Raw genomic sequence first — 21,863 nt, forward strand, 5'->3', positions numbered from 1 at the left:
GATTTTAATGCCAACATTTACATCTAACGATGCACAAATTAATTACCAGACTTTTGGGGATACCTCTAAGCCTGCAATTGTGTTCTCCAATTCATTGGGCACCAAATTCAGCATGTGGCAGCCACAAATTGAATTTTTCCAGAAAGATTATTTCGTGGTGTGTTATGACACCCGTGGTCACGGTGGCTCGAGCGCACCACAAGGGCCATATACCCTGGATCAACTGGGTCAAGATGTAGTGAATCTACTGGATCATTTAAATATCCAGAAAGCTGCTTTCTGTGGCATTTCCATGGGGGGTCTGACTGGCCAATGGCTGGCAATTAACCGTCCAGAACGCTTTAACCAAGTGATTGTGTGTAATACGGCAGCCAAAATCGGTCAGGAACAGGCCTGGCTGGAACGTGCTGCACTGGTGCGTGAGCAAGGCTTGGCACCGATTGCATCGACCGCAGCATCACGCTGGTTTACCGAACCCTTTATTCAAAGCAACGCAGCAATTGTTGCAGAACTTTCAAACGACCTTGGAGCTGGCAGCCCGGAAGGTTATGCGAGTTGCTGTGAAGCTTTGGCTAAAGCGGATTTACGTGAACAGTTAAAGACAATTTCAGTTCCTGTATTGATTGTGGCAGGTCAGCAAGATCCTGTAACGACTGTTGCTGATGGTCAGTCGATGCAAGCCAGCATTGCCAATAGCCAACTGTTTGAAATCAATGCATCGCATATTTCCAATGTCGAGCAACCTGAAGCGTTCAATCAGGCAGTTCAGGCATTTATTGCAGCTTAAACTGCTCAAAAAAAGAAAAAAGCCACTGATCATCATCAGTGGCTTTTTTTTATCAAGATGGAGTCAGCATTAAGCCCAAATGACCAAAATCGCAGCGATCACCACCAAGCCCAGCCCCCAATGCTCGGCACGTGCCAGTTTCTCCTTAAAGAAATATGCAGAAATCAGCATACTAAATAAAATCTCGATTTGACCTAGTGTTTTGACAATGGGCACACTCATCATGCTCATGGCAGTAAACCAGCCCAGCGATGCCATAAAGCTGCACACGCTGACTTTAAAGGTTAATCTCAAGCGTTGCCACATGGCCACTAAAGTCTGGCGGCTAAATAGACTCAGATAGATCAGCATACTGATGCATTGAAAACTGATGACCATCAGCAGTACCCATGCAGCACGATGGACAGTTGGCAATGTGCTTAGCTCCAGACTCGCCTCCCTGACCAAGAGTGAGGTAATCGCAAAACTTAAGCCGCTGCCGATTCCAATCGCTAAGGTATGGGCAGAAAATCCGCTGATCTGCTGGCCTTTACTCAGCAGGAATACAGCATAAGCACCGAGTACCACACCGATCCAGGCCAGTACCGATAAATGATCGGCTAAAAACACGACACCAATGACGGCGGCAAGAATGGCTTCACTTTTAGCCAAACCGACCCCAATCGCATAATTTTTTTGTTGAAACAGCTTCACCATCAAGGCAGTCGCTAAAATCTGGCTTGAACCAGCAATCACAATATAGACCCAAAACCTGGGAGTAAAATGGATAATATTTTCAACGGGCTTGAAGTGATAAAGACTGGACAGATAGATTATTGCAAAGGGCAAGGCAAAGATAAACCGTGCCAGCGTGACCCCCCAAACATCGACCGTAGTGCTCAGCTGTTTTTGAAATGCATTGCGCCATGCCTGCATAAATGCAGCCATTAAGGTGAAAAAGATCCAACTGATTGCCATAAAATGATTTGCATATATAACAAAAGTGAACCAATTCTATGCCTAAGTAAAAGGCATGACTAATTAAAAATGGAGTGAAGGTGAATAGCGGAAAGTTTGGATTGTTTTTAGATAGTTTAAATTTCAGCTAAATAGTCTTTTCGCATGGGAATAAAACGAATGCCATTTTCCTCAGTGTATTCGCCCATTTCAACAAAACCGAAGCGTTTATAAATATCCAAAGCATATAAACTGGATTTTACAGTAATAGATTGATGACCTTGGCTACGAATCTGATTTTCTAAAAAGCGCCACATTTGGCGACCGTAACCTTGACCTTGATAAGCCTTATTCAAGAAAAAATGCATGAAATGTGCCGGCGCTATATAAGCCACAACACCGACTATTCTGCAGTCAATTTCAGCCACATAATAATAAATATCTGGCCGTTCAAAAATGGTTTGAATTACTTCAGCTTTAAAACGTAAGCGTCCCTCTTCTGCCGTAGTGACAGCCTCTACAAATGGCGCAATGACTTCTACGATAGCAGATGTATCCTGAACAGTAGCTTTTCTAATGTTCATATTATTTTAAATTTCACCTTAACCTGGCTTTGTTGCAAAAACAGATCATCTGTCAATTTGTATTTCTCTAAGCAATCTTTTTCTATTAAAAATAACAAGTTATTTAGCTCACAATATAATGCCAAGCATCCTCCACTTACAATTCAGCCATATAGAGTTTTTATTAAAATTTTTATGATGTTATTACAATAGGATGAAATTTAGGTAAGCATTCTAGACAGTTTGCTTCCCTACAGGGAGTTTAGATGAAACATTTTGAATGCGCCGTCTGCCAGCAACAGCTATTTTTTTACAAATCAGTCTGTGATCATTGTATGTCACCAATCGGCTATGTCGCTTCGGAAAAAGAATTGTGCGCATTTAAAAAGCAGAGTGCTGATCAATGGATTCCAGTCTCCAAAAGTTATCAGCATGCCAGTTATAAACCCTGTCATAACTATACGCACTATCAGGTATGTAACTGGATGATTCCCAGTAATGAAGATGAAGATTTTTGTGAGTCCTGTCAACTCACTCATGTGATTCCTGATCTGGAAAATTCAGAGAACCTGATTTACTGGTTTCGACTGGAAGAGGCCAAACGCCGCTTCCTTTATTTGGCGCAGCGTATGAACATGATGCCACGCCCCAAAAAATCTGAAGATGATCCATTTGGCCTGCGTTTTGATTTTTTACTGCCTGAAGATGATCAGCCGGTTTTGATTGGTCATGCCAATGGTGTGATTACTTTAAATGCGATTGAAGCGGATGTGGTGTATCGTGAAACAACACGCGTGAATATGGGAGAAAATTACCGGACTTTATTGGGTCATTTTCGCCATGAAAGCGGACATTACTATTTTGCACTGATGCAACACTTACATCCGGAACTGATTGAAGAGTTTCGTCATTATTTTGGCGATGAGCGGCAAAATTACAGTGAGGCGCTGCAAACTTATTATAATGACGGCGCCCCGATCAACTGGCAGGAAAACTATATTAGTGCTTATGCCACCGCACATCCCTGGGAAGACTGGGCAGAAACCTGGGCGCATTATCTGCATATGATGGAAACACTGGAAACTGCTTACTATGCTGGAATCCGCGTTATTGGTAATGGTGGCTATCTGGCCAGCATGGATTTTAAAGAATGTCCAATTGGCGGACAGGACGTTGAACATATTCTTGCAAACTGGGTTACCTTAACCTTTAATTTAAATGCCTTGAACCGTTGTATGGGTCTGGAAGATGCCTACCCATTCAAGCTGACCGAAGCGGTAAAAGACAAGCTTCGATTTATACATCGGCATGTACTGGAAAAAGTTTTTAAATCATCCAAATGATCTCTAAACGACAAAAAACTGAATGTAATAAAATGAATAAAGCCCGTATACGACGGGCTCTATTTGATGATCAATGCGATTAAACGTATTAAGCGGTTTTCATTGAACCGGTTTCTTCAAATTGGGCATGCCAAGACAAAGCTTCATTCAATAAATGCGGTGTCTGACCACCACGCGCACAGGCACGCTCAAAATAATGATTTAAACTTTCGCGGTAATCTGGATGAGCACAGATATCGATAATCTTGCGGGCACGTTCACGCGGTGCCAAACCACGCAGATCTGCTAAACCTTGCTCAGTCACCAGAATATCAACGTCATGATCGGTATGGTCGGTATGGCTGACTAGGGGAACGACTGAAGAAATCGCACCACCTTTGGCATAGGATTTGGTCACAAAGATGGCAATATGCGCATGACGGGTAAAATCTCCCGAGCCTCCAATACCGTTCATCATCTTGGTTCCAGTAACATGGGTTGAATTCACATTTCCGTAAATATCAAACTCAAGTGCTGTATTAATCGCAATAATCCCAAGACGGCGAATCAGTTCAGGATTATTGGAAAGTTCCTGTGGACGCAAGACAATTTTATCTTTGTATCGATCAAAATTGTTCATCACTCGTGCGGCACAGTCATCGGTCAGGGTCATGGAGCAACCTGAAGCAAAGGTCATCTTGCCTGAATCGATAAGCTGGAAAGTGCAATCCTGCAAGACTTCAGAATACATTTCCAGATTATTGAAATTGGAATGTTCGAAGCCGGCAAAGACCGCATTGGCCACGGAGCCCACACCGGATTGCAGCGGCCCCAGATTTTCAGGTAAACGCCCTGCTGCCACTTCCTGTTCAAAGAAATGAATCAGGTGACTGGCAATCGCCAGCGTTTCTTGATCCGGTTCGTCCATGCCAAAGGAAGTGTCTGGAATCTCATTGATGACAATCGCAGAAATTTTTTCAGGTGCAACATGAATCCCGATTGTTCCAATTTTGTCACTGGCTTGAGTCAGAGGAATTGGCCCGCGGTTTGGACGTGCTTGAGGTACATAGATATCGTGAACGCCTTCCAGCACGGGATTAATCGTCATATCAATTTCAATAATGACCCGATCTGCCATTTCGATGAAATTTGCAGAATTTCCACAAGAGCCTGTCGGAATAATATGACCGTCTTCAGTAATCGCAGTTGCAGCAATTACAGCCACATTAATCGCTGGCAGGTTTTTATGACGGATATTATCGGCCAGTTCAGAGAGATGCTGATCGACATACATCACTTCACCGGCATTAATCGCTTTACGTAAAGAAGGATCTGCCTGATAAGGATAACGGCGGGTTATGACATGTGCTTCATTGAGTTTTCCATCAATCCGGTTCCCCAGACTTGCACCTGTCGCCAAGGTAATATGAATTGGATACTTCTGTGCATATTCAGCCAAGGCCAAAGGCACAGTTTTCGCTTCACCTGCCCCCCCAAAACCACTTAAACCAACTACATCGCCATCTTGAATCAGTTGTAGTGCTTTTTCGACAGATACGACTTTATCTTGTAATGGGAGCAAACGAATGCGCTCTAAACCGTTCATAAAAAATCTCAAAAATATAAAATAAAGAGGCGTCTGCTCCTGGTGAACCAAGAGCATTAGCGTCTAAATCAATCAATAATTAATTTTGCTAATTCGAGCATTGAATTTTGGCTGGACTTAAACCAGTTCCACTGCAATCGCAGTTGCTTCACCGCCACCGATACACAGTGCGGCAATACCTTTCTTGCCACCAGTACGTTTTAAGGCATGAATCAAGGTCACAATAATACGGGAACCAGAAGACCCCAGTGGATGACCGAGCGCACATGCGCCACCGTTGATGTTGACTTTTGCAGTATCCAGTTTAAAGCCATCAATGGCTAGCATCGTCACCATGGCAAAAGCCTCATTGATTTCCCAGAGGTCAACATCGGCGGCATCCCAACCGGTTTTTTTCAGCACTTTTTCAATCGCACCGACAGGTGCAATGGTGAATTCCGAAGGATGCTGCGAATGGCTAGCATAGGCCAAAATATTAGCCAGCGGTTTTAAGTTACGCTGTGCAGCAATTTCACTAGAGGTGACCACCAGTGCTGAAGCACCGTCTGAAATTGAACTGGCATTTGCTGCGGTAATGGTTCCGTCTTTTTTGAAGGCTGGACGCAAGCTTGAAATTTTGTCCGCTTTGGCATTTAAAGGCTGTTCATCCTGCTCAACCACCACATCGCCTTTACGGTTACTGACAGTGACTGCTACGATTTCATCTTTAAAGAAGCCTTGCTGAACAGCCGTCACCGCTTTGTTTAATGAGCCAATGGCATAATCGTCCTGCTGTTCGCGTGTATAACCTTTTTTATCTGCCATTTCCTGTGCCAGAATTCCCATCGACAGACCTGTTTCTGCATCTTCCAGACCTTCCTGGAACATGTGATCCGTGACTTTGCCATGTCCCATACGGAAACCGGCACGTGCCTTGTCCATCAAATATGGCGCATTAGACATAGATTCCATGCCACCTGCGACCACAATTTCAGCCGAACCCGCTTTGATTGCATCTGCTGCCTGCATCACCGCTTTCATGCCTGAGCCACAGATTTTATTGATCGTGGTGGCACCTGTTGAATCCGGTAAGCCGGCTTGACGCATGGCCTGACGTGCCGGGCCCTGTTTTAAACCCGCCGGCAGTACACAGCCCATAATGACTTCATCAATATCGTTTGCAGTTAAACCTGCACGAGCTACAGCTTCCTTGATCGCCACAGCACCCAAATCAGGCGCCGTACAGCTTGAAAGTGAGCCTTGAAAACCACCCATTGCGGTACGTACAGCTTCTACAATTACAATCATTCTAATCTCATCCTTTTTCATCATTGTTATTTAACACCGCACAGCAGAAGCTCTGCAGTGTTTGTCCTTCGCAATACTTGCCGGTTTAAGCCTGTGCAGTGAAATAGTCTTCAGGTAATTGCATGACCAGTTCTGCACCTGCCTGAATACGTTGAATTCGGGCACTCAAATCCGGGAGAACTTTGGCGACATAATAATTCGCCAGTACCAATTTGTTCTGGAAATAGCTATCGTCTTTCGTTGCTGCAGCTTTGCTGATACGCGCATACATATACACAAAACTGAGCAGACCCACCGCATGCAGATAATCGACCGCAATCGAGTTAGCAAAGTCCGGATTCAGTTGAGACTGCTCGACGATAAAGCTGGTGATGTCTTCCAGTTGCTGACAGGTCTCTAATGTCGCCGTTTTAATCGTCAATGAATCATCCAGACCTTGGGCGAACTCGCGGATTTCAGCGATATACTCTGCAATATAAGCACCTTTACATTTGGTGGTTTTACGGCCAATCAGGTCAATTGCCTGCACACCATTGGTGCCTTCATAAATTTGTGAAATGCGCAGATCGCGAATACATTGTTCCATACCCCATTCACGGATATAACCATGACCACCGAAGCACATTTGCGCTTCCAGTGCAGAATCTAATGCTTTATCAGTCAGATATGCTTTGGCAATTGGGGTTAACAGAGCCACACGGTCGGTCGCTTTACGCACCGCTTCAGCATCGGTCGAATATTTGGTGATATCCAGCTGCTGACCGACATAGACAGCAAAGGCACGAGATGCTTCATTGTTGGCGCGCACATTCAGCAACATCCGGCGCACATCACCATGTACCAGAATCGAATCGGCTGGTTTTTCCGGTGATTTCGCACCGGTCGAGGCACGTCCCTGTAAACGGTCTGTCGCATATTGTGCCGCATTCTGATAAGCAAATTCTGCCGCGCCAATGCCCTGAATTCCCATCGACAGACGTTCGTAGTTCATCATCACGAACATGCCGGCCAGTCCTTCATTTTCGTTACCGACCATATAAGCTTTGGCACCATCAAAGTTCATGACGCAGGTCGCCGAGCCTTTAATTCCCATCTTATGTTCGATTGAACCCGCAGATACTGCATTACGTTCACCGAGTGAACCATCTGCATTCACCAGAAATTTCGGCACAATAAACAGGGAAATGCCACGTGAACCGGCGGGTGCATTTGGTGTTTTTGCCAGCACCAGATGAATGATATTTTCACTCAGGTCATGTTCACCGCTGGTAATAAAGATTTTGGTACCGCTGATGTTATAGCTGCCATCTTCATTGGGTTCAGCCTTGGTTTTGATTATGCCAAGATCAGTACCTGAATGTGGCTCAGTCAGACACATGGTGCCCGACCATTCGCCCGTATAGAATTTTGGTAAATAGGTTTCTTTCTGTTCTTGTGAAGCACGATCATTAATCGCCATGCCTGCACCCACGGTTAACAGCGGGTAAAGCATAAATGATGGATTGGTACTCCAGATCATTTCATCGGCCAGCACGGTCAGCATTTTTGGCATATTCTGCCCGCCCCATTCTTCACTGGCACCTAAACCTACCCAGCCACCTTCAGCAAACTGCTTAAAGGCATCTTTAAAGCCTGTAGGTGTGGTCACTTCACCATGTTTAAACTGAGCACCACCTTCTTCATCCGCAGGACGATTCAGGTCAAGAATGACATTCTTGGAAAATTTGGCCATCTCTTCCAGAATTGCATTTGCAGTTGCCATATCTAAATGTGCAAGATTTTCATTACCTTGCCAAAATTGTTCAGCTTGAAACACATCATTTAAAATAAATTCCATGTCTTTTAGCGGCGCATTATAAATAGGCATTCTTACATTCCTTAACTGGTGATACTCAATTCTGTTGCTGAGCGTTTTATAATCATTGATTAATGAAAATCTTTTTTATGATTTTACTTCAATCAATGCATATCAATCGAAAATCATCATCTCGAATTAATCCAGCAGTAAATCTCATTCAACTAAATAAGCGACATAAAATTTAAAAACCCAAGCTTTATGTCACCGTTATTTACTGAACCAAGCAGGCTTAAAATGATTCTTTATTCACCACTATAATCCTTTGCCAGGACGGTCTTAAACCGAATAATGATTTCACTTGATGTGCTGAAACAATAAAATAATTATGCTGAAAATGGAATTTTATTTAGCAAAGTTGATCTCTAGGGTTCAGTTTTCTTGACAATATTTCCAGACTGACACCATATATATTTTTCATTGTCAGCAGTTGCTGCATAAATATACAAAATTAGATAAATATCACGACCTTAGTTTTATAGCTATCTTGGGTAAAATTGAATATTCTTGAAAGGTTCTTTTTCGAAAAATATGGACCAAGAAGATGACGACTGTAAGACAGCAGAACTTCCTTCTTCGTAAAGAGAAGATCCTGAGCATGGCTGAAAGCCTGCTACTGGACAATAATCAGGACATTACCCTGAGTGAACTTGCCAGTGAACTGGACATCGCGAAAGGAACGATCTACAAGCATTTCAAAAGCAAGAACCAGTTATATTTAGAACTAATTATTCTGAATGAAAAAAGAATTCTGGAAATATCAAAAAAATATAATAACGATATTAAAAATTATGTTTCGCAATATATGCTCTATCACATGCTCAATTCCAATCGCACCATCCTGTTGCATGTGATTGAAGAGCGTTTAACCAATAATGAAAAAAACCTGAAAGATTTATTTCAGGAGCTTTATCGGATTCGCGAAGAACGGATTATCCGGATTAAAGACATGACCCATGATTATCTGGTGGCTTTAGAAAGTGCCATGTCGATTCGGGATTATTTGTCTTATATCTGGACCGTGACTTATGGAGCTTCACTATTATTAAATTCAACCAATTATCAAAAAGCGATTGGTTCGCGTGAACGTCTGATTAAACTGTATATTAATCAGGCGCTGATGACCCCGGATAAAATCTCGTCAGTCTAAGCCCTATAATAAAAAATGCCGGATTGAATCCGGCATTTTATTTCAATTGAATGACTTAACAAATATCAAGCAGCAATTGGCGGAAATCCGTCTTCGGTTAAAGCCGCGACAATCTCGGACTCAGTGACTGTCGATTCAACTTCGACCAGCTTAGTCGCCACATCTATATGAACGGTGGCATTTTCATCCAGATCTTTAATCGTAGCAGTCACACTGCGTGCACAGCCACCACAGGTCATATTTTCAATACGGAATTTCATATTTAGCTCCATAGGATCGCTTTAAAAATTAATGTGATTGGGCAGATTATATTTAACCTGAGCTGCAGATCAGCTCAGTGCTGCTCAGGGACGACACCCTGTTCAATCTGTTTTAAAATCTGGCAATCGGACTGTTCATTGCCGGCACACTGCTCCACCGATTGCTGTAATATCACCAGCATATGCTGCATATCGGCAATTTTCTGTTGTAAAAACTGGATATGTTTTTCGGCCAGCTGTTTCACCTCGCTACTCTGACGTGAGCTGTTCAGCCACAGGCCGAGTAATTCTTTCATCTGCTCTGAAGAAAAGCCGAGTTCGCGTGCATGTTGAATAAAACTTAAGGTTTTAATGTCCGCATCAGTATAAACCCGATAACCTGCATCGCTTCGTTTCGCAGCAGGCAACAACCCGATGTCTTCATAATAACGAATCATTTTTGCAGAGATGCCGGAACGTTTTGCCGCCTGACCAATATTCATCCTGCTTGCTCCTTGAACTGTACCGCTTTGTAGGCTTTTAATCTCAAAGCATTAGTGACAACAAACACGGAAGACAATGCCATCGCACCTGCGGCAAACATCGGCGATAACAAGATGCCCCAGAATGGATAGAGCACCCCGGCAGCGATCGGGATTAAAGCAATATTATAGACAAAGGCCCAGAACAGGTTCTGCCGGATATTGCGCATGGTGGCCTGACTCAGACCAATTCCGGTGGCCACATGCTGTAAATTACCTGACATCAACACCACATCGGCTGCCTCAATCGCGACATCGGTGCCTGTACCAATCGCCATGCCAACATCAGCCTGTGCCAGTGCCGGGGCATCATTGATTCCGTCTCCGACAAAAGTGAGTACGCCATATTGCTGCTGGAGTTGACGTACCGCATCCACTTTCTCATGCGGTAAAACTTCCGCAATTACCTGATCAATTTTCAGCTGTTTGGCAATGGCCTGCGCGGTATGCTGATTGTCACCGGTGATCATCGCCACTTTCAGACCCTGCTCATGCAAGGCCTGAATCGCACTATAGGTAGTTGCTTTAATCGGATCCGCGACGGCAATAATAGCCGCCAGCTTTTGATTGATCGCCACATATAAGGGACTACGGCCCTGATCACCGAGTTTTTGTGCAGTAGACCGAAACAGATCGACATTTAGACCCAAGTCCTGCATCAGACGTTCAGCCCCAATATGCAGCTGCTGACCAGCTACCTGTGCCTTGACCCCTGCGCCGGTGATCGAATCAAAATCTGTGACTTCACTCAGTTCCAGTTGTTGCTCATGAGCTGCCTGAACAATGGCATGGGCAATCGGATGTTCTGACTTGGCTTCAACCGAAGCCACCAGTTGCAATACAGTCTGCTGATTAAAATCTGCTGTGACTTCAAAGTCCGTCAGCAACGGTTTTCCTTCAGTCAAGGTTCCGGTTTTATCAAGTGCGACGACTTGGGTTTGCTGCAATAACTGTAAAGCTTCACCCTTACGAAACAGCACGCCCAGTTCAGCGGCACGCCCAGTTCCGACCATAATTGAGGTCGGCGTTGCCAGCCCCATCGCACACGGACAGGCAATAATCAGCACCGCCACGGCGTTGACCAATGCATAGGTCAGATTGGGTTCAGGCCCAAACAGGAACCAGACCATGAAGGTCAAGGCCGCCAGTGCCATGACGGCAGGTACAAACCATAAAGTCACTTTATCCACCACCGCCTGAATCGGTAGTTTCGAGCCTTGTGCCTGTTCCACCATCTCAATAATCTGCGCCAGTACAGAATCCTGTCCGACCGCAGTGGCCCTGATTTGCAAGGTTCCATTCTGGTTCACTGTACCACCCACCACCTGATCCCCGGCCTGTTTGGCCACGGGTAAAGGCTCACCACTCATCATTGCTTCATCGATATAACTTTGCCCGGCAACCACTTCACCATCGACGGCGACTTTTTCACCCGGGCGGATTTCAATCAGCATGCCCTGTTGTACATCGGCAATCGCCAGATCAACCCAGTTGCCATGCTGTTGTACCCGTGCGGTTTTCGGTTGCAAGCCGACCAGATACTGAATCGCTTCTGAGGTTTTACCTTTGGCTTTGGCTTCCAGATACCGCCCCAGTAAAATCAGCGCAACAATGACAGCTGCCGCTTCAAAATATACATGGACGGTGGACTGGGGTAACAGCTGCGGAAAAAAGGTCGCAATGCAGGAAAATCCATAAGCTGCGATTGTTCCGACTGCGACCAGAGAATTCATATCCGGCGCCAAACGCAATAAAGCCGGAATACCATGCTGATAAAAACGCCGTCCCGGAATAATCAGCACCAAACTGGTCAGCACAAACTGCAGATACCAGCTGTTCTGGGTTCCCAACGTCTGCGCAATAAAATGATGAAAAGCCGGGATCAGATGTGAACCCATTTCTAGAATAAATACAGGGACTGCCAGAATAAGAGCAAGCCAAAGATCCCGTTTCAGTTGCGCGGTTTCAGTGGCTTTCTTTTCCTGAAAAGCCACATGGCGATCTGCCGAGAGATGTGTATTGGTTTTTTCTGTGGCTTTAAAACCGGCTTTTTCTACAGCAGCAATCAAAGCTGGGATGTGCTGACGGGATGCCTGAATCGAAGCAGTTTCAGTCGCCAGATTGACTTGTGCTGTACTGACGCCGTCTACTTTTAATAAAGCTTTTTCAACACGCGCGACGCAGGAGGCGCAGGTCATGCCTTCAATCGCCAGTTCAATCCGGTCAGCCTGAAGATCAAAACCGGCTTTTTGCACCACCTGAGTCAACTTGGACAATGGCACAGAATTGATTAGACTCACATGCGCCTTTTCTGTGGCCAGATTCACGTGTGCATCCAGTACACCTTCTACTTTTTTTAGGGCTTTTTCTACGCGAGCCACACAGGATGCACAGGTCATGCCTTCAATATTCAAAGCAAACTGTTGCGTCGGTACATCAAAGCCAGTTTTTTCAATTGCTTGAACTAGCACAGCGGCAGCAATCGGCTGCTGGCTTTTAATAAAAGCTTTTTCAGTCGACAGGTTGACAGATGTCTCAACCACGCCCTCAATTTTTTTCAAGGCTTTTTCGACCCGAGCCACGCAGGATGCACAGGTCATACCGCCAATCTGCACCTGCTGTTCATATAACCGGATGCTGTCTTGTTCTGCCACGCCCATCTCCATGCATCAACTTGCTGCCGATGCTATAGCTTAAACATTCCCAGCATGGCAAGGTCAAGTCTTTCATTTAAATATTTTAGGAAAGATAAAGCGGTATTGCGATTGGATGCTCATCCAAGAACCAAATAAAAGCCCAAAGATGACTTCGGGCTTTTATAGCAGTGTTTAAAATATTGAATGCTTCAATTTTATTCGGCAGAAATATCTTCAAACAGAACCGAAGACAGGTAACGTTCTCCGCCATCTGGCAAAATCACCACAATATTTTTACCGGCATTTTCCGGGCGTGCAGCCAGTTGTGCCGCTGCCGCCATGGCCGCACCACTTGAAATGCCGACCAAGATACCTTCCTGAGCTGCAGTTTTGCGTGCCCATTCGATTGCCTCTGCGCTATTAATGGCAATCACTTCATCGACCAGATCTAAATCCAGGTTGCCCGGAATAAAGTTGGCTCCGATACCTTGAATTTTGTGTGGTCCCGGTGTCAGCGTTTCGCCGCGTTTGGCCTGACCAATAATTGCAGATTCAGCAGGTTCCACCGCCACCGAATATAGAGGCTTATTTTTAACTTTCTCAAAGTAACGCGAAATACCGGTAATGGTTCCGCCTGTTCCGACACCTGCGACCAGAATATCGACATTGCCCGCCGTTGCTTCCCAGATTTCTGGGCCGGTGGTTTCTTCATGAATTTTAGGATTGGCCGGATTTTCAAACTGTTGTGGCAGGAAATACTGCTCCGGGTTCTCATTCAACAGACTCTCGGCTGCTTCAATCGCCCCTTTCATGCCTTTGGCCGGATCGGTCAAGACCAGATTGGCTCCTAAAGCTTTGACTACTTTACGGCGCTCAATACTCATGCTTGAAGGCATGGTGAGCGTCAGTTTATAACCTTTAGCGGCTGCCACAAAGGCCAATGCAATACCGGTATTGCCACTGGTGGGTTCAACGATGTGCATACCGGGTTTGAGTTTTCCAGATTTTTCTGCATCGTTAATTAATGCTGCACCAATACGACATTTGACTGAAAAGGCCGGATTACGGCTTTCAATTTTAGCAAGTACAGTTACCGGAGCTGAAATTACACGATTAATACGAACTAGCGGTGTATTTCCAATTGCGTCTGCATTATTACTATAAACCGCTATCCCTAAATTATTTGGTGTTGGAAAAGCTGAATCTGTACTCATGATGATATCCCTGATGTTATTGGTTCAAGTCATTTAAACATCATACAAGCATTTTTTTCGTTTGTAGATGTTTGATGGAATTTGCACTTGATCGCAGTAATTTAAACCAAAATATTTTTTAAATAATTCGATGATTTTATATTATTTATCAACGTTTAAAATATAACTTTAACTAATATTTAACCTGATTAAAACCCGATAATATTTAAATATTATATCAATGTATTAATCATCGAGCCCCTTATAATGTGCGGGCTGTAATTTTATAATGGACATATGAGATGAAAACCGATTTTGAAATCACGACTATGCGCGATTCAGCAGAACAGGTCGTCGGCATTTTAAAATCTCTGGCCAATACTGACCGTCTCCTTATTTTATGCCATCTCTCTCAAGCGGAACTGAATGTTTCACAAATTGAAGATATTACCGACATTAAACAACCGACACTTTCCCAGCAACTGATGATGCTGCGCAAAAGTGATGTAGTGAATACCCGTCGGGATGGTAAACAGATCTATTATTCAATTAAAGATCAAAATTTGATTGTGGTATTGACTACGCTTTATCAGCTGTATTGTGCGAATCAAATTAAATAGTTTATTTTTAAACACTATTTAACGCCAAAACACACTTCTCTACCCCATTGATCTGGCAGAAATAACGACTTTGTAGAAAATCGCTATAGCTGCTTCAAGAAAATGGAGGCCAGACCTAGCTGATTTATTTTAAAAACATAAATCATCACAAATTCGACCCCTTAAGATTTCTTAGCAGAATTTGTGCATAATATATCTATATTTGTGATTTAGACCTTTTTATGCCAAATTCCAAGTCTAAACTTCTGCATAGACTGCCTGCCTGGGCATGGTTAAGCGACTATACGCCGGTCAAATTTAAATCCGATGTGCTGGCCGCACTGATTGTCGTGGCGATGCTGGTTCCTCAGGGGATGGCTTATGCCATGCTGGCCGGTTTACCGCCGATCATGGGCTTATATGCCAGCATCCTGCCAATGATCATTTATGCGTTGCTCGGTGGCAGTTCGACTTTATCGATTGGCCCGGTGGCGATCATTTCAATGATGACTTTTGCCACGCTCAATCCACTGTTTGAAGTCGGCTCACCGGTCTATATCGAAGCTGCGACCTTATTAGCACTCATGGTCGGTATTATTTCCCTGCTCTTGGGATTATTCCGTTTCGGTTTCTTAATTCAGCTGATCAGTCATCCGGTCATTCAGAGCTTTATTATTGCCTCGGCATTATTAATTGCTTTTGGACAATTGAAGTTCTTGGTCGACCTACCTTTAAAAGCCAATAACATTCCAGAATTTACAACAAGTCTTCTGGAGTATCTGCCGCTCCTGCATTTACCAAGCCTGTTATTTGGCCTGTTGTCGATGGCTTTACTGATCTATCTGCCCAAGTTGCTAAAATCTCAGACAGTACAAAGCCGGATCGGCTCTACAGATTTTCTGGTACGGGCTGTGCCTCTCATTCTGGTATGTCTCGGGATTGCAGCGATTGTATTTCTGAATTTAAAGGGCCAAGGCATTAAAACAGTGGGTGCAATCCCGTCCGGTTTTCCGCCCTTGTCTTTTCCGCACTGGAACTGGGAACTGGTCATGACCTTGTTACCGGGTGCCAGCATGATCGCCATGATCAGCTTTGTGGAATCACTGTCAATTGCTCAAGCCACAGCCTTGCAACAACGCAGTCATTTAAACAGTAATCAGGAACTGATTGCACTTGGCCTAGCCAATATCAGTGCAGGTGTCAGTTCAGCCTTTCCGGTTACTGGCAGTCTGTCGCGTACCGTGGTCAATGCCGATGCCGGTGCCAAATCCCCCATGGCAGGAGTTTTGTCCTCCATTCTGATTATTTTCGTCAGCCTGTTCTTTACCGGATTTTTTGAAGATCTGCCTCTGACCATTCTGGCCGCCACGATTATTGTTTCCATCTGGAAACTGGTCGATTTTCGGCCTTTCTTTGATGCCTGGCGTTATTCTAAAGCCGATGGTATTGCCATGTGGATTACCTTTCTGGGTGTGGTGCTGATTGATATTTCCACTGGCCTGATTATTGGGATCATATCGACGTTTATCCTGATGTTATGGCGAATCAGTCGTCCGCATATTGCAGTGCTCGGACTGGTCGAAGGTACACAGCATTTTCGTAATATTCAGCGTCATCAAGTCAGTACCTCCGATCGGGTGCTGTCACTGCGGATTGATGAAAATCTGACTTTTCTGAATGCCAATAGCTTCAAAGGTTATCTGATCAATCAGATGAGCCTGAATGACAAGTTGCAACATGTGATTTTAAATTGCTCCAGTATCAGTGCCATTGATTTAAGCGCTTTGGAAATGCTGGAGGATTTAAATGCGGAATTGGCCAAACTGAACATTCGACTGCATTTTGCCGAAGTGAAAGGCCCGGTGATGGACAAGCTACAAGCCTCGAAGCTGATGATTCATCTGAGTGGCCACATTTATCTGACTCATTTTCAGGCAATTCGGGACTTGGCTCCAGAAATCTTTGAGCAGCATAAAGATTATACGATTTAGGACAGCAGATAATTAAACTTATGGCCGGAGATTCAAACCGGTCATGACACCAAACTTTTTTAAATTTTCAAATATAATTTGAATTTATCGATTTAACTTTGATATTTATTTCATGAATATAACTTTAAAAGAGATGATTTATTCAGCATCTTTAGATTGTTTTTTCAAATAAAAGTATTCTTTTATATTGATTAATTTTAGAATAAATCAATCATATCAATAACTTGTTTTTTATATAAAAATATATTTCAAGCCTTGTTTAAATTAAGTATAAAATAGCGCAACTTTTTCCCAAATTTAGCCCTCGTAATTTTCACAAGGCAATCTTATGTTTTCTGCCCTTATGCGTATGAGCCTAGTCTCTCGAATCATCATCGCCATTATTTTAGGTGTAGGTGTGGCTGTGGTATTTCCCGAAGCTACTCCCTCATTAAGCCTATTGGGCGACCTGTTTATTAAAGCCTTGAAATCTGTTGCACCGATTCTGGTTTTCATTTTAGTTTTAGCTTCTATCGCAAATTTTAAAGTGGGGCAATCCAACACCGCCATTAAACCGATTATGATGATGTATGCGGTAGGTATGTTCCTTGCTGCACTCAGTGCTGTCGTTTCGAGTATGTTATTTCCAAGTACGCTGTTTCTGGATATTGCTGCACAAGCGGACTTACAGCCACCTGGCAGTCTGGTAGAAATCCTGAAGAATCTGCTGCTTAGCTTTGTCGCCAACCCGGTCGTTGCTATTGCTGAAGCAAATTTCATTGGCGTTCTGGCCTGGTCTGTGGCATTGGGCATCGCCTTCCGTCATGCATCGGATACCACCAAGACCCTTTTGAATGATGCCGCCTTTGCGGTTAATTATGTGATTCGTTTAGTGATCAGTTTTGCACCTGTGGGTATTTTTGGTCTGGTTGCAGTGACTTTTGCTGAATCCGGTCTGGATACGCTGACCAGTTATGCACATTTACTTGCGGTACTATTAGGTACGATGGCTTTTGTTGCACTGGTAATTAACCCAATGTTGGTGGCTTTAGTGACGCGTCACAACCCCTATCCACTCGTCTTTACCTGCTTGCGTGAAAGTGGCATTACCGCCTTCTTTACCCGTAGTTCGGCAGCCAACATTCCCGTCAATCTGGATCTGGCAAAACGTCTAGGCGTCAAAGAATCAACCGCAAGTATCGCGATTCCTCTCGGTGCTGCGATCAATATGGCTGGGGCATCGGTCACCATTACCGTATTGTCACTGGCAACGGTAAATACCTTGGGCATTAGCGTAGATTTCACCACCATGCTAATTCTTTCCGTAGTAGCAACCATCTCGGCCTGTGGTGCTTCAGGTGTGGCCGGTGGTTCATTATTGTTGATTCCTTTGGCCTGTGGTCTGTTTGGTATTTCTTCGGATATCGCTATGCAAGTGGTCGCGATTGGTATGGTAATCAGTGTATTGCAGGATTCTACTGAAACTGCTTTAAACTCGTCTACGGATGTTTTATTTACCACAGCAGTAGACCGCGCATCAAATTGATTTTATATTGAATAATCAATATTTTTTGCCAATGATGTTGTTATGCCATTACAGCGTTTACCTACCTGGATACAATTAGGGGCGTTCTTTCTTGCGGTGAATGCCGGCATGATTAACGTCCTGGGTCTGGTGACGGTATTACACCAGTCTGTTTCACATATGACCGGTAATGTCAGTATGCTGGCCATGGCGCTGCTGGACTGGCAGCCAGACATGATGCTATATCTGCTTCTGGTCACACTCTGCTATGTCATTGGTTCTCTGTATAGCGGGCTGATTCTAGGAAATAGTCACTTTCGCTTGGGACGACTTTATGGTTACCCTTTAAGCCTGGTGGCTTTTTTTATTCTGATCTGCTGGTTATTATTGCCCTATTTCCCGCGCTATGCCCTGTTATGGGCCTGTGTCGCGATGGGTCTGCAAAATGCCATGGTCAGCCATTATAAAGGTGCCATTATTCGCACCACGCATTTATCTGGTGTACTGACCGACCTTGGCTTGGCCATGGGTTACCGTTTACGCGGCTTAGATGTAGAACCACGCCGAGTCGTTTTACATTTACTTATTTTGCTCGGTTTTTTAAGCGGTGGTATTCTTGCCAGCTGGCTTTATCCTTATTTAAAATTAAATGCATTCCTGATCCCGGCAGGGCTGAGCCTGATGCTCAGTCTGATTTACTGGGTGATTTATTTACGTTATCGACATCAACACGATTAATTTCTGGACATTCTCATGGTTAAAAATGCATTGCAGGCACAATTGTTAAAGGCAGGTTTGGTCGATAATAAAAAAGCCAAAAAACTGTCTAAACAGGCTGTGCATGAAAAACGCACCGGTGATAGCACCGAGGCTGAAATCAAGGCGAAAATTGAGCAAGACAAGCAGCAGAAACTGGCCAAAGACCAAGCCATCGAGTTAGAGAAAAAAGCGGCCTTACAGGAAAAAGAACTGAAAGCCGCGATCATCCAGATGATTAACCAGCACAAAATCCGCGATACGGATGGTGATGCGGTGTATCAGTTTATTGATGACAGCAAGATCAAGAAGGTTTACCTGAACCAGCAGATCTATAATGCACTGGTGGCAGGCAGTCTGGTGATTGCACGTGAAAATGACAGTTATGTGTTCTTGCCTAAGGCTTTGGGAGATCGTATTAATGCCAAGATGCAAGGCTTTATCATTGTGAATAATTCAGAGAAAAATGAACAAATTACCGATGAAGAAGATCCGTATGCAGCCTATGTCATTCCGGATGACCTGATGTGGTAAGTTATTATTAGTATTTGATATCATACTAAACCGGCTTAGGCCGGTTTTTTTATATCAGATCACAGTCTAAAAGCTATTTCAGGTAAACACTTTCCAAAGATATGTATTAAAAGTTTAATTAAAATTAAAAAACTCAGCTTAAAGCTATAAACTCTTTCACAATTTTAACAGTGTGAGAAAAGATAAGTTGGAACAGTTTAAGCTTGTCCAGAATATACAAGTGTGGGCAGATCAATATCCCTGGCTAGAAATGCTCTCTTCATTGAGCATTGTGATTTTACTGGCAATTATTGCAAATTTATTTGCCAAACAAGTCGTTGTTCGCGGAATTCGTAAACTGATTTCCAAAATGCCTTTTGCACATAATGAAATCATTGCTGAGCATAGCGTGATCCGCCGTATTGCCAATATTGTGCCGGCCATTGTGATTATGAATGGAATTACCACCGTTCCGCATTTATCAGACAAGGTCGAGACCTTTATCCAGATGGGTGCGCAGGCCTTTATCTTCCTGACCATTGCCCTGGCGATTGGCGAATTGCTGAATATTTTTAACCTGATTTATCAGCGCAATCCGAAATCGCGTAACAAGCCGATTAAAGGCTATTTGCAACTGGTCAAGCTGATCATCTTCATCGTTTGTGGTTTGATGATTCTGGGGACTTTCCTCAAGAAAGATGTCTTTACCTTGCTGGCCGGTTTTGGTGCCATGGCCGCGGTGTTGATGCTAGTCTTTCAAAATACCATCCTATCGCTGGTGGCTTCGGTACAGATTTCCTCTTATGACATGGTGCGTATTGGTGACTGGATTGAAATGCCATCTTTAAATGCGGACGGCGATGTCATTGATATGTCATTACACACCATTACCGTGCAGAACTTTGATAAAACAGTCACCACCATTCCGACCAATAAACTGGTGACGGATACCTTTAAAAACTGGCGTGGCATGCAGGAAGCCGGTGCGCGCCGGATTAAACGTTCCATTCATGTCGATCAGAGCAGCGTGCATTTCATGTCAGCTGAGGAACAGAACAAGCTGAAAGAATTTATTCTGCTGGATCAATATCTAAATACCAAAACTGAAGAACTGCAGCAATTTAACTTGCAGCTCAGCCATCATTCGCAATATAACCAGCGCCGTCTGACCAATCTGGGGACTTTCCGTGCCTATGTGGAGTTTTATCTGCAACAGCATCCGGGAATTAGTAAAAATCACTCGCTGATGGTTCGTCAGTTACAACCGACCAGTGAAGGTTTGCCTCTGGAAATTTATGCATTTACCAATACCACGGTCTGGGTCGAGTATGAAAATATCCAGTCGGATATTCTGGATCACCTGTTGGCGATTATTCCTGAATTTGGCCTAAAAGTGTATCAGGCACCTTCAGGTTTCGACCTCAAGGAATCTTTTAGCGTTTCCTGAAAAGCTGCGACAATCTTCAAATAAAATAAAAGCCTGAAACTGGCTACAGTTTCAGGCTTTTTAATTGGTCTAATTAAATAAAAATATAAAAAACGACAACTTAAACAAATATTAGATTGGATATTGAGATGCTCAGGCTGAGATTACAGACGCTTGCGGCTGCATCAGTTCTTGTAGCATTTTATAAAAATCATGTTCTGAGTCAAACTGCTCTTCACAGATCCTTTCGCCGTTTAGTAATAAATGATGATAGCTTTGATGCTCATAAATCACCGTGTTCAGAAACTGTGCACCGGGCATATGCTTGAGCAGGTGCTGTGTCTGTTTCATTTCTGCAAGTTGCTGCTGTTCAGGAATCTTATTCAATACCGTATAAATTTTTAATTGAGTATTATATTGTGCGATCCCAATCGCCAATTGCACCAGTTCGGTTTCAAGTTGAATATCTTCTGGATTGATGGAACTGGGAATAATCAGCTTATCTGCATGTTTCAGGACTGAACGCAAGGCAGATGTATCCTGCCCGTCAATATCAACAATAATATAGGCGAACTGCTGTTTCAGTAGTTCCAGACGATGATCCAGACTACGACCATCTTGTTTTAAGATATCCAGATGCTCGAAAGAAAATTGTTTATTTTTCAGATTTGCCCATTCATAACCATACGGTTCCAGATTGGCATCAATTAGCAAGGTCGCGCCTTGCCCATGTAATAACTCATTGATATACATCGCAATCGTGGTTTTTCCTGAGCCTCGTTTACGGCTGGCCACTACCCAAATACTCATCTTTAAGCTCTCTCGTTTTTGATTCTTTTTATGAGGAAAAATGGTTTAAACTTTAATATAATTATGGATTTAGAATTACGTATCTGGCATGAAAAGTAAAGTCTGATTTGGATAATAATTTTGTGGCTATTTCATCTAATCCTAGGCT

The 21,863-nt window shown here is 43.7% G+C and carries 19 protein-coding genes; 9 read left to right on the forward strand and 10 right to left on the reverse strand.

The features are described from left to right. The first annotated feature begins 7 nt into the window (after positions 1-7). Positions 8-787 carry a 3-oxoadipate enol-lactonase gene (pcaD, locus tag FTU42_RS09310; RefSeq protein ID WP_005096968.1) on the forward strand — a complete coding sequence of 260 codons (780 nt, stop codon included), beginning with the start codon at positions 8-10 and terminating at the stop codon, positions 785-787. Positions 788-856: 69 nt separating this feature from the next. Here the strand turns inward: pcaD and FTU42_RS09315 are convergent, their stop codons facing one another. Continuing rightward, on the reverse strand, positions 857-1,744 hold the full coding sequence (locus FTU42_RS09315; protein ID WP_180083308.1) for a DMT family transporter: 888 nt from the start codon (positions 1,742-1,744) through the stop codon (positions 857-859). A gap of 116 nt (positions 1,745-1,860) precedes the next feature. After that, entirely contained in the window at positions 1,861-2,307 is a 447-nt protein-coding gene (locus FTU42_RS09320; RefSeq protein ID WP_180083309.1) for a GNAT family N-acetyltransferase, read from the reverse strand. Positions 2,308-2,552: 245 nt separating this feature from the next. Between FTU42_RS09320 and FTU42_RS09325 the strand changes: the two genes are divergently transcribed. Next, on the forward strand, positions 2,553-3,629 hold the full coding sequence (locus FTU42_RS09325) for a putative zinc-binding metallopeptidase (RefSeq protein ID WP_005096974.1): 1,077 nt from the start codon (positions 2,553-2,555) through the stop codon (positions 3,627-3,629). Positions 3,630-3,717: 88 nt separating this feature from the next. Here the strand turns inward: FTU42_RS09325 and FTU42_RS09330 are convergent, their stop codons facing one another. The 3 genes from FTU42_RS09330 to FTU42_RS09340 form a co-directional block, all read right to left on the reverse strand. After that, positions 3,718-5,214 (reverse strand): succinate CoA transferase, encoded by a 1,497-nt coding sequence (locus tag FTU42_RS09330; protein ID WP_180083310.1) that lies wholly within the window; start codon positions 5,212-5,214, stop codon positions 3,718-3,720. A gap of 117 nt (positions 5,215-5,331) precedes the next feature. Beyond that, positions 5,332-6,507 (reverse strand): thiolase family protein, encoded by a 1,176-nt coding sequence (locus FTU42_RS09335; protein ID WP_180083325.1) that lies wholly within the window; start codon positions 6,505-6,507, stop codon positions 5,332-5,334. Positions 6,508-6,586: 79 nt separating this feature from the next. Next, entirely contained in the window at positions 6,587-8,368 is a 1,782-nt protein-coding gene (locus FTU42_RS09340) for an acyl-CoA dehydrogenase C-terminal domain-containing protein (protein ID WP_005096978.1), read from the reverse strand. Between the two features lie 532 nt (positions 8,369-8,900). Here FTU42_RS09340 and FTU42_RS09345 point away from each other — a divergent pair. After that, on the forward strand, positions 8,901-9,506 hold the full coding sequence (locus FTU42_RS09345) for a TetR/AcrR family transcriptional regulator (protein ID WP_005096979.1): 606 nt from the start codon (positions 8,901-8,903) through the stop codon (positions 9,504-9,506). A 65-nt stretch (positions 9,507-9,571) separates the two neighbouring features. Here FTU42_RS09345 and FTU42_RS09350 read toward each other — a convergent pair whose 3' ends face one another. From FTU42_RS09350 to cysK, 4 genes are all read right to left on the reverse strand, one after another. Then, entirely contained in the window at positions 9,572-9,766 is a 195-nt protein-coding gene (locus FTU42_RS09350; RefSeq protein WP_005096981.1) for a heavy-metal-associated domain-containing protein, read from the reverse strand. A 74-nt stretch (positions 9,767-9,840) separates the two neighbouring features. Then, positions 9,841-10,248, reverse strand: coding sequence for a Cu(I)-responsive transcriptional regulator (cueR, locus tag FTU42_RS09355; RefSeq protein WP_005096982.1), 408 nt, complete (start codon positions 10,246-10,248; stop codon positions 9,841-9,843). Further along, positions 10,245-12,947, reverse strand: coding sequence for a heavy metal translocating P-type ATPase (locus FTU42_RS09360; protein ID WP_180083326.1), 2,703 nt, complete (start codon positions 12,945-12,947; stop codon positions 10,245-10,247). The genes cueR and FTU42_RS09360 overlap by 4 nt, the downstream gene beginning before the upstream one ends. A gap of 191 nt (positions 12,948-13,138) precedes the next feature. After that, entirely contained in the window at positions 13,139-14,137 is a 999-nt protein-coding gene (cysK, locus tag FTU42_RS09365) for a cysteine synthase A (RefSeq protein WP_100535133.1), read from the reverse strand. 281 nt (positions 14,138-14,418) lie between these two features. Between cysK and FTU42_RS09370 the strand changes: the two genes are divergently transcribed. The 6 genes from FTU42_RS09370 to FTU42_RS09395 all read left to right on the forward strand — a co-directional run bounded on the left by FTU42_RS09370 (position 14,419) and on the right by FTU42_RS09395 (position 20,926). Beyond that, entirely contained in the window at positions 14,419-14,736 is a 318-nt protein-coding gene (locus FTU42_RS09370; protein WP_005170781.1) for a helix-turn-helix transcriptional regulator, read from the forward strand. 221 nt (positions 14,737-14,957) lie between these two features. Beyond that, on the forward strand, positions 14,958-16,706 hold the full coding sequence (locus tag FTU42_RS09375; protein WP_180083311.1) for a SulP family inorganic anion transporter: 1,749 nt from the start codon (positions 14,958-14,960) through the stop codon (positions 16,704-16,706). Positions 16,707-17,034: 328 nt separating this feature from the next. After that, positions 17,035-18,231 (forward strand): serine/threonine transporter SstT, encoded by a 1,197-nt coding sequence (gene sstT / locus FTU42_RS09380; protein WP_005170774.1) that lies wholly within the window; start codon positions 17,035-17,037, stop codon positions 18,229-18,231. Between the two features lie 42 nt (positions 18,232-18,273). After that, positions 18,274-18,948, forward strand: coding sequence for a YoaK family protein (locus FTU42_RS09385; protein ID WP_005170772.1), 675 nt, complete (start codon positions 18,274-18,276; stop codon positions 18,946-18,948). Between the two features lie 15 nt (positions 18,949-18,963). Beyond that, on the forward strand, positions 18,964-19,500 hold the full coding sequence (locus FTU42_RS09390; protein ID WP_005096992.1) for a DUF2058 domain-containing protein: 537 nt from the start codon (positions 18,964-18,966) through the stop codon (positions 19,498-19,500). A gap of 187 nt (positions 19,501-19,687) precedes the next feature. Next, positions 19,688-20,926 carry a mechanosensitive ion channel family protein gene (locus FTU42_RS09395; protein WP_005096993.1) on the forward strand — a complete coding sequence of 413 codons (1,239 nt, stop codon included), beginning with the start codon at positions 19,688-19,690 and terminating at the stop codon, positions 20,924-20,926. Positions 20,927-21,058: 132 nt separating this feature from the next. Here FTU42_RS09395 and FTU42_RS09400 read toward each other — a convergent pair whose 3' ends face one another. Next, positions 21,059-21,715 (reverse strand): hypothetical protein, encoded by a 657-nt coding sequence (locus FTU42_RS09400; RefSeq protein ID WP_180083312.1) that lies wholly within the window; start codon positions 21,713-21,715, stop codon positions 21,059-21,061. Positions 21,716-21,863 lie beyond the last annotated feature (148 nt).

The organism is Acinetobacter sp. YH12102 (genome assembly GCF_013419125.1).
Taxonomy (GTDB): Bacteria; Pseudomonadota; Gammaproteobacteria; order Pseudomonadales; family Moraxellaceae; genus Acinetobacter; species Acinetobacter pseudolwoffii.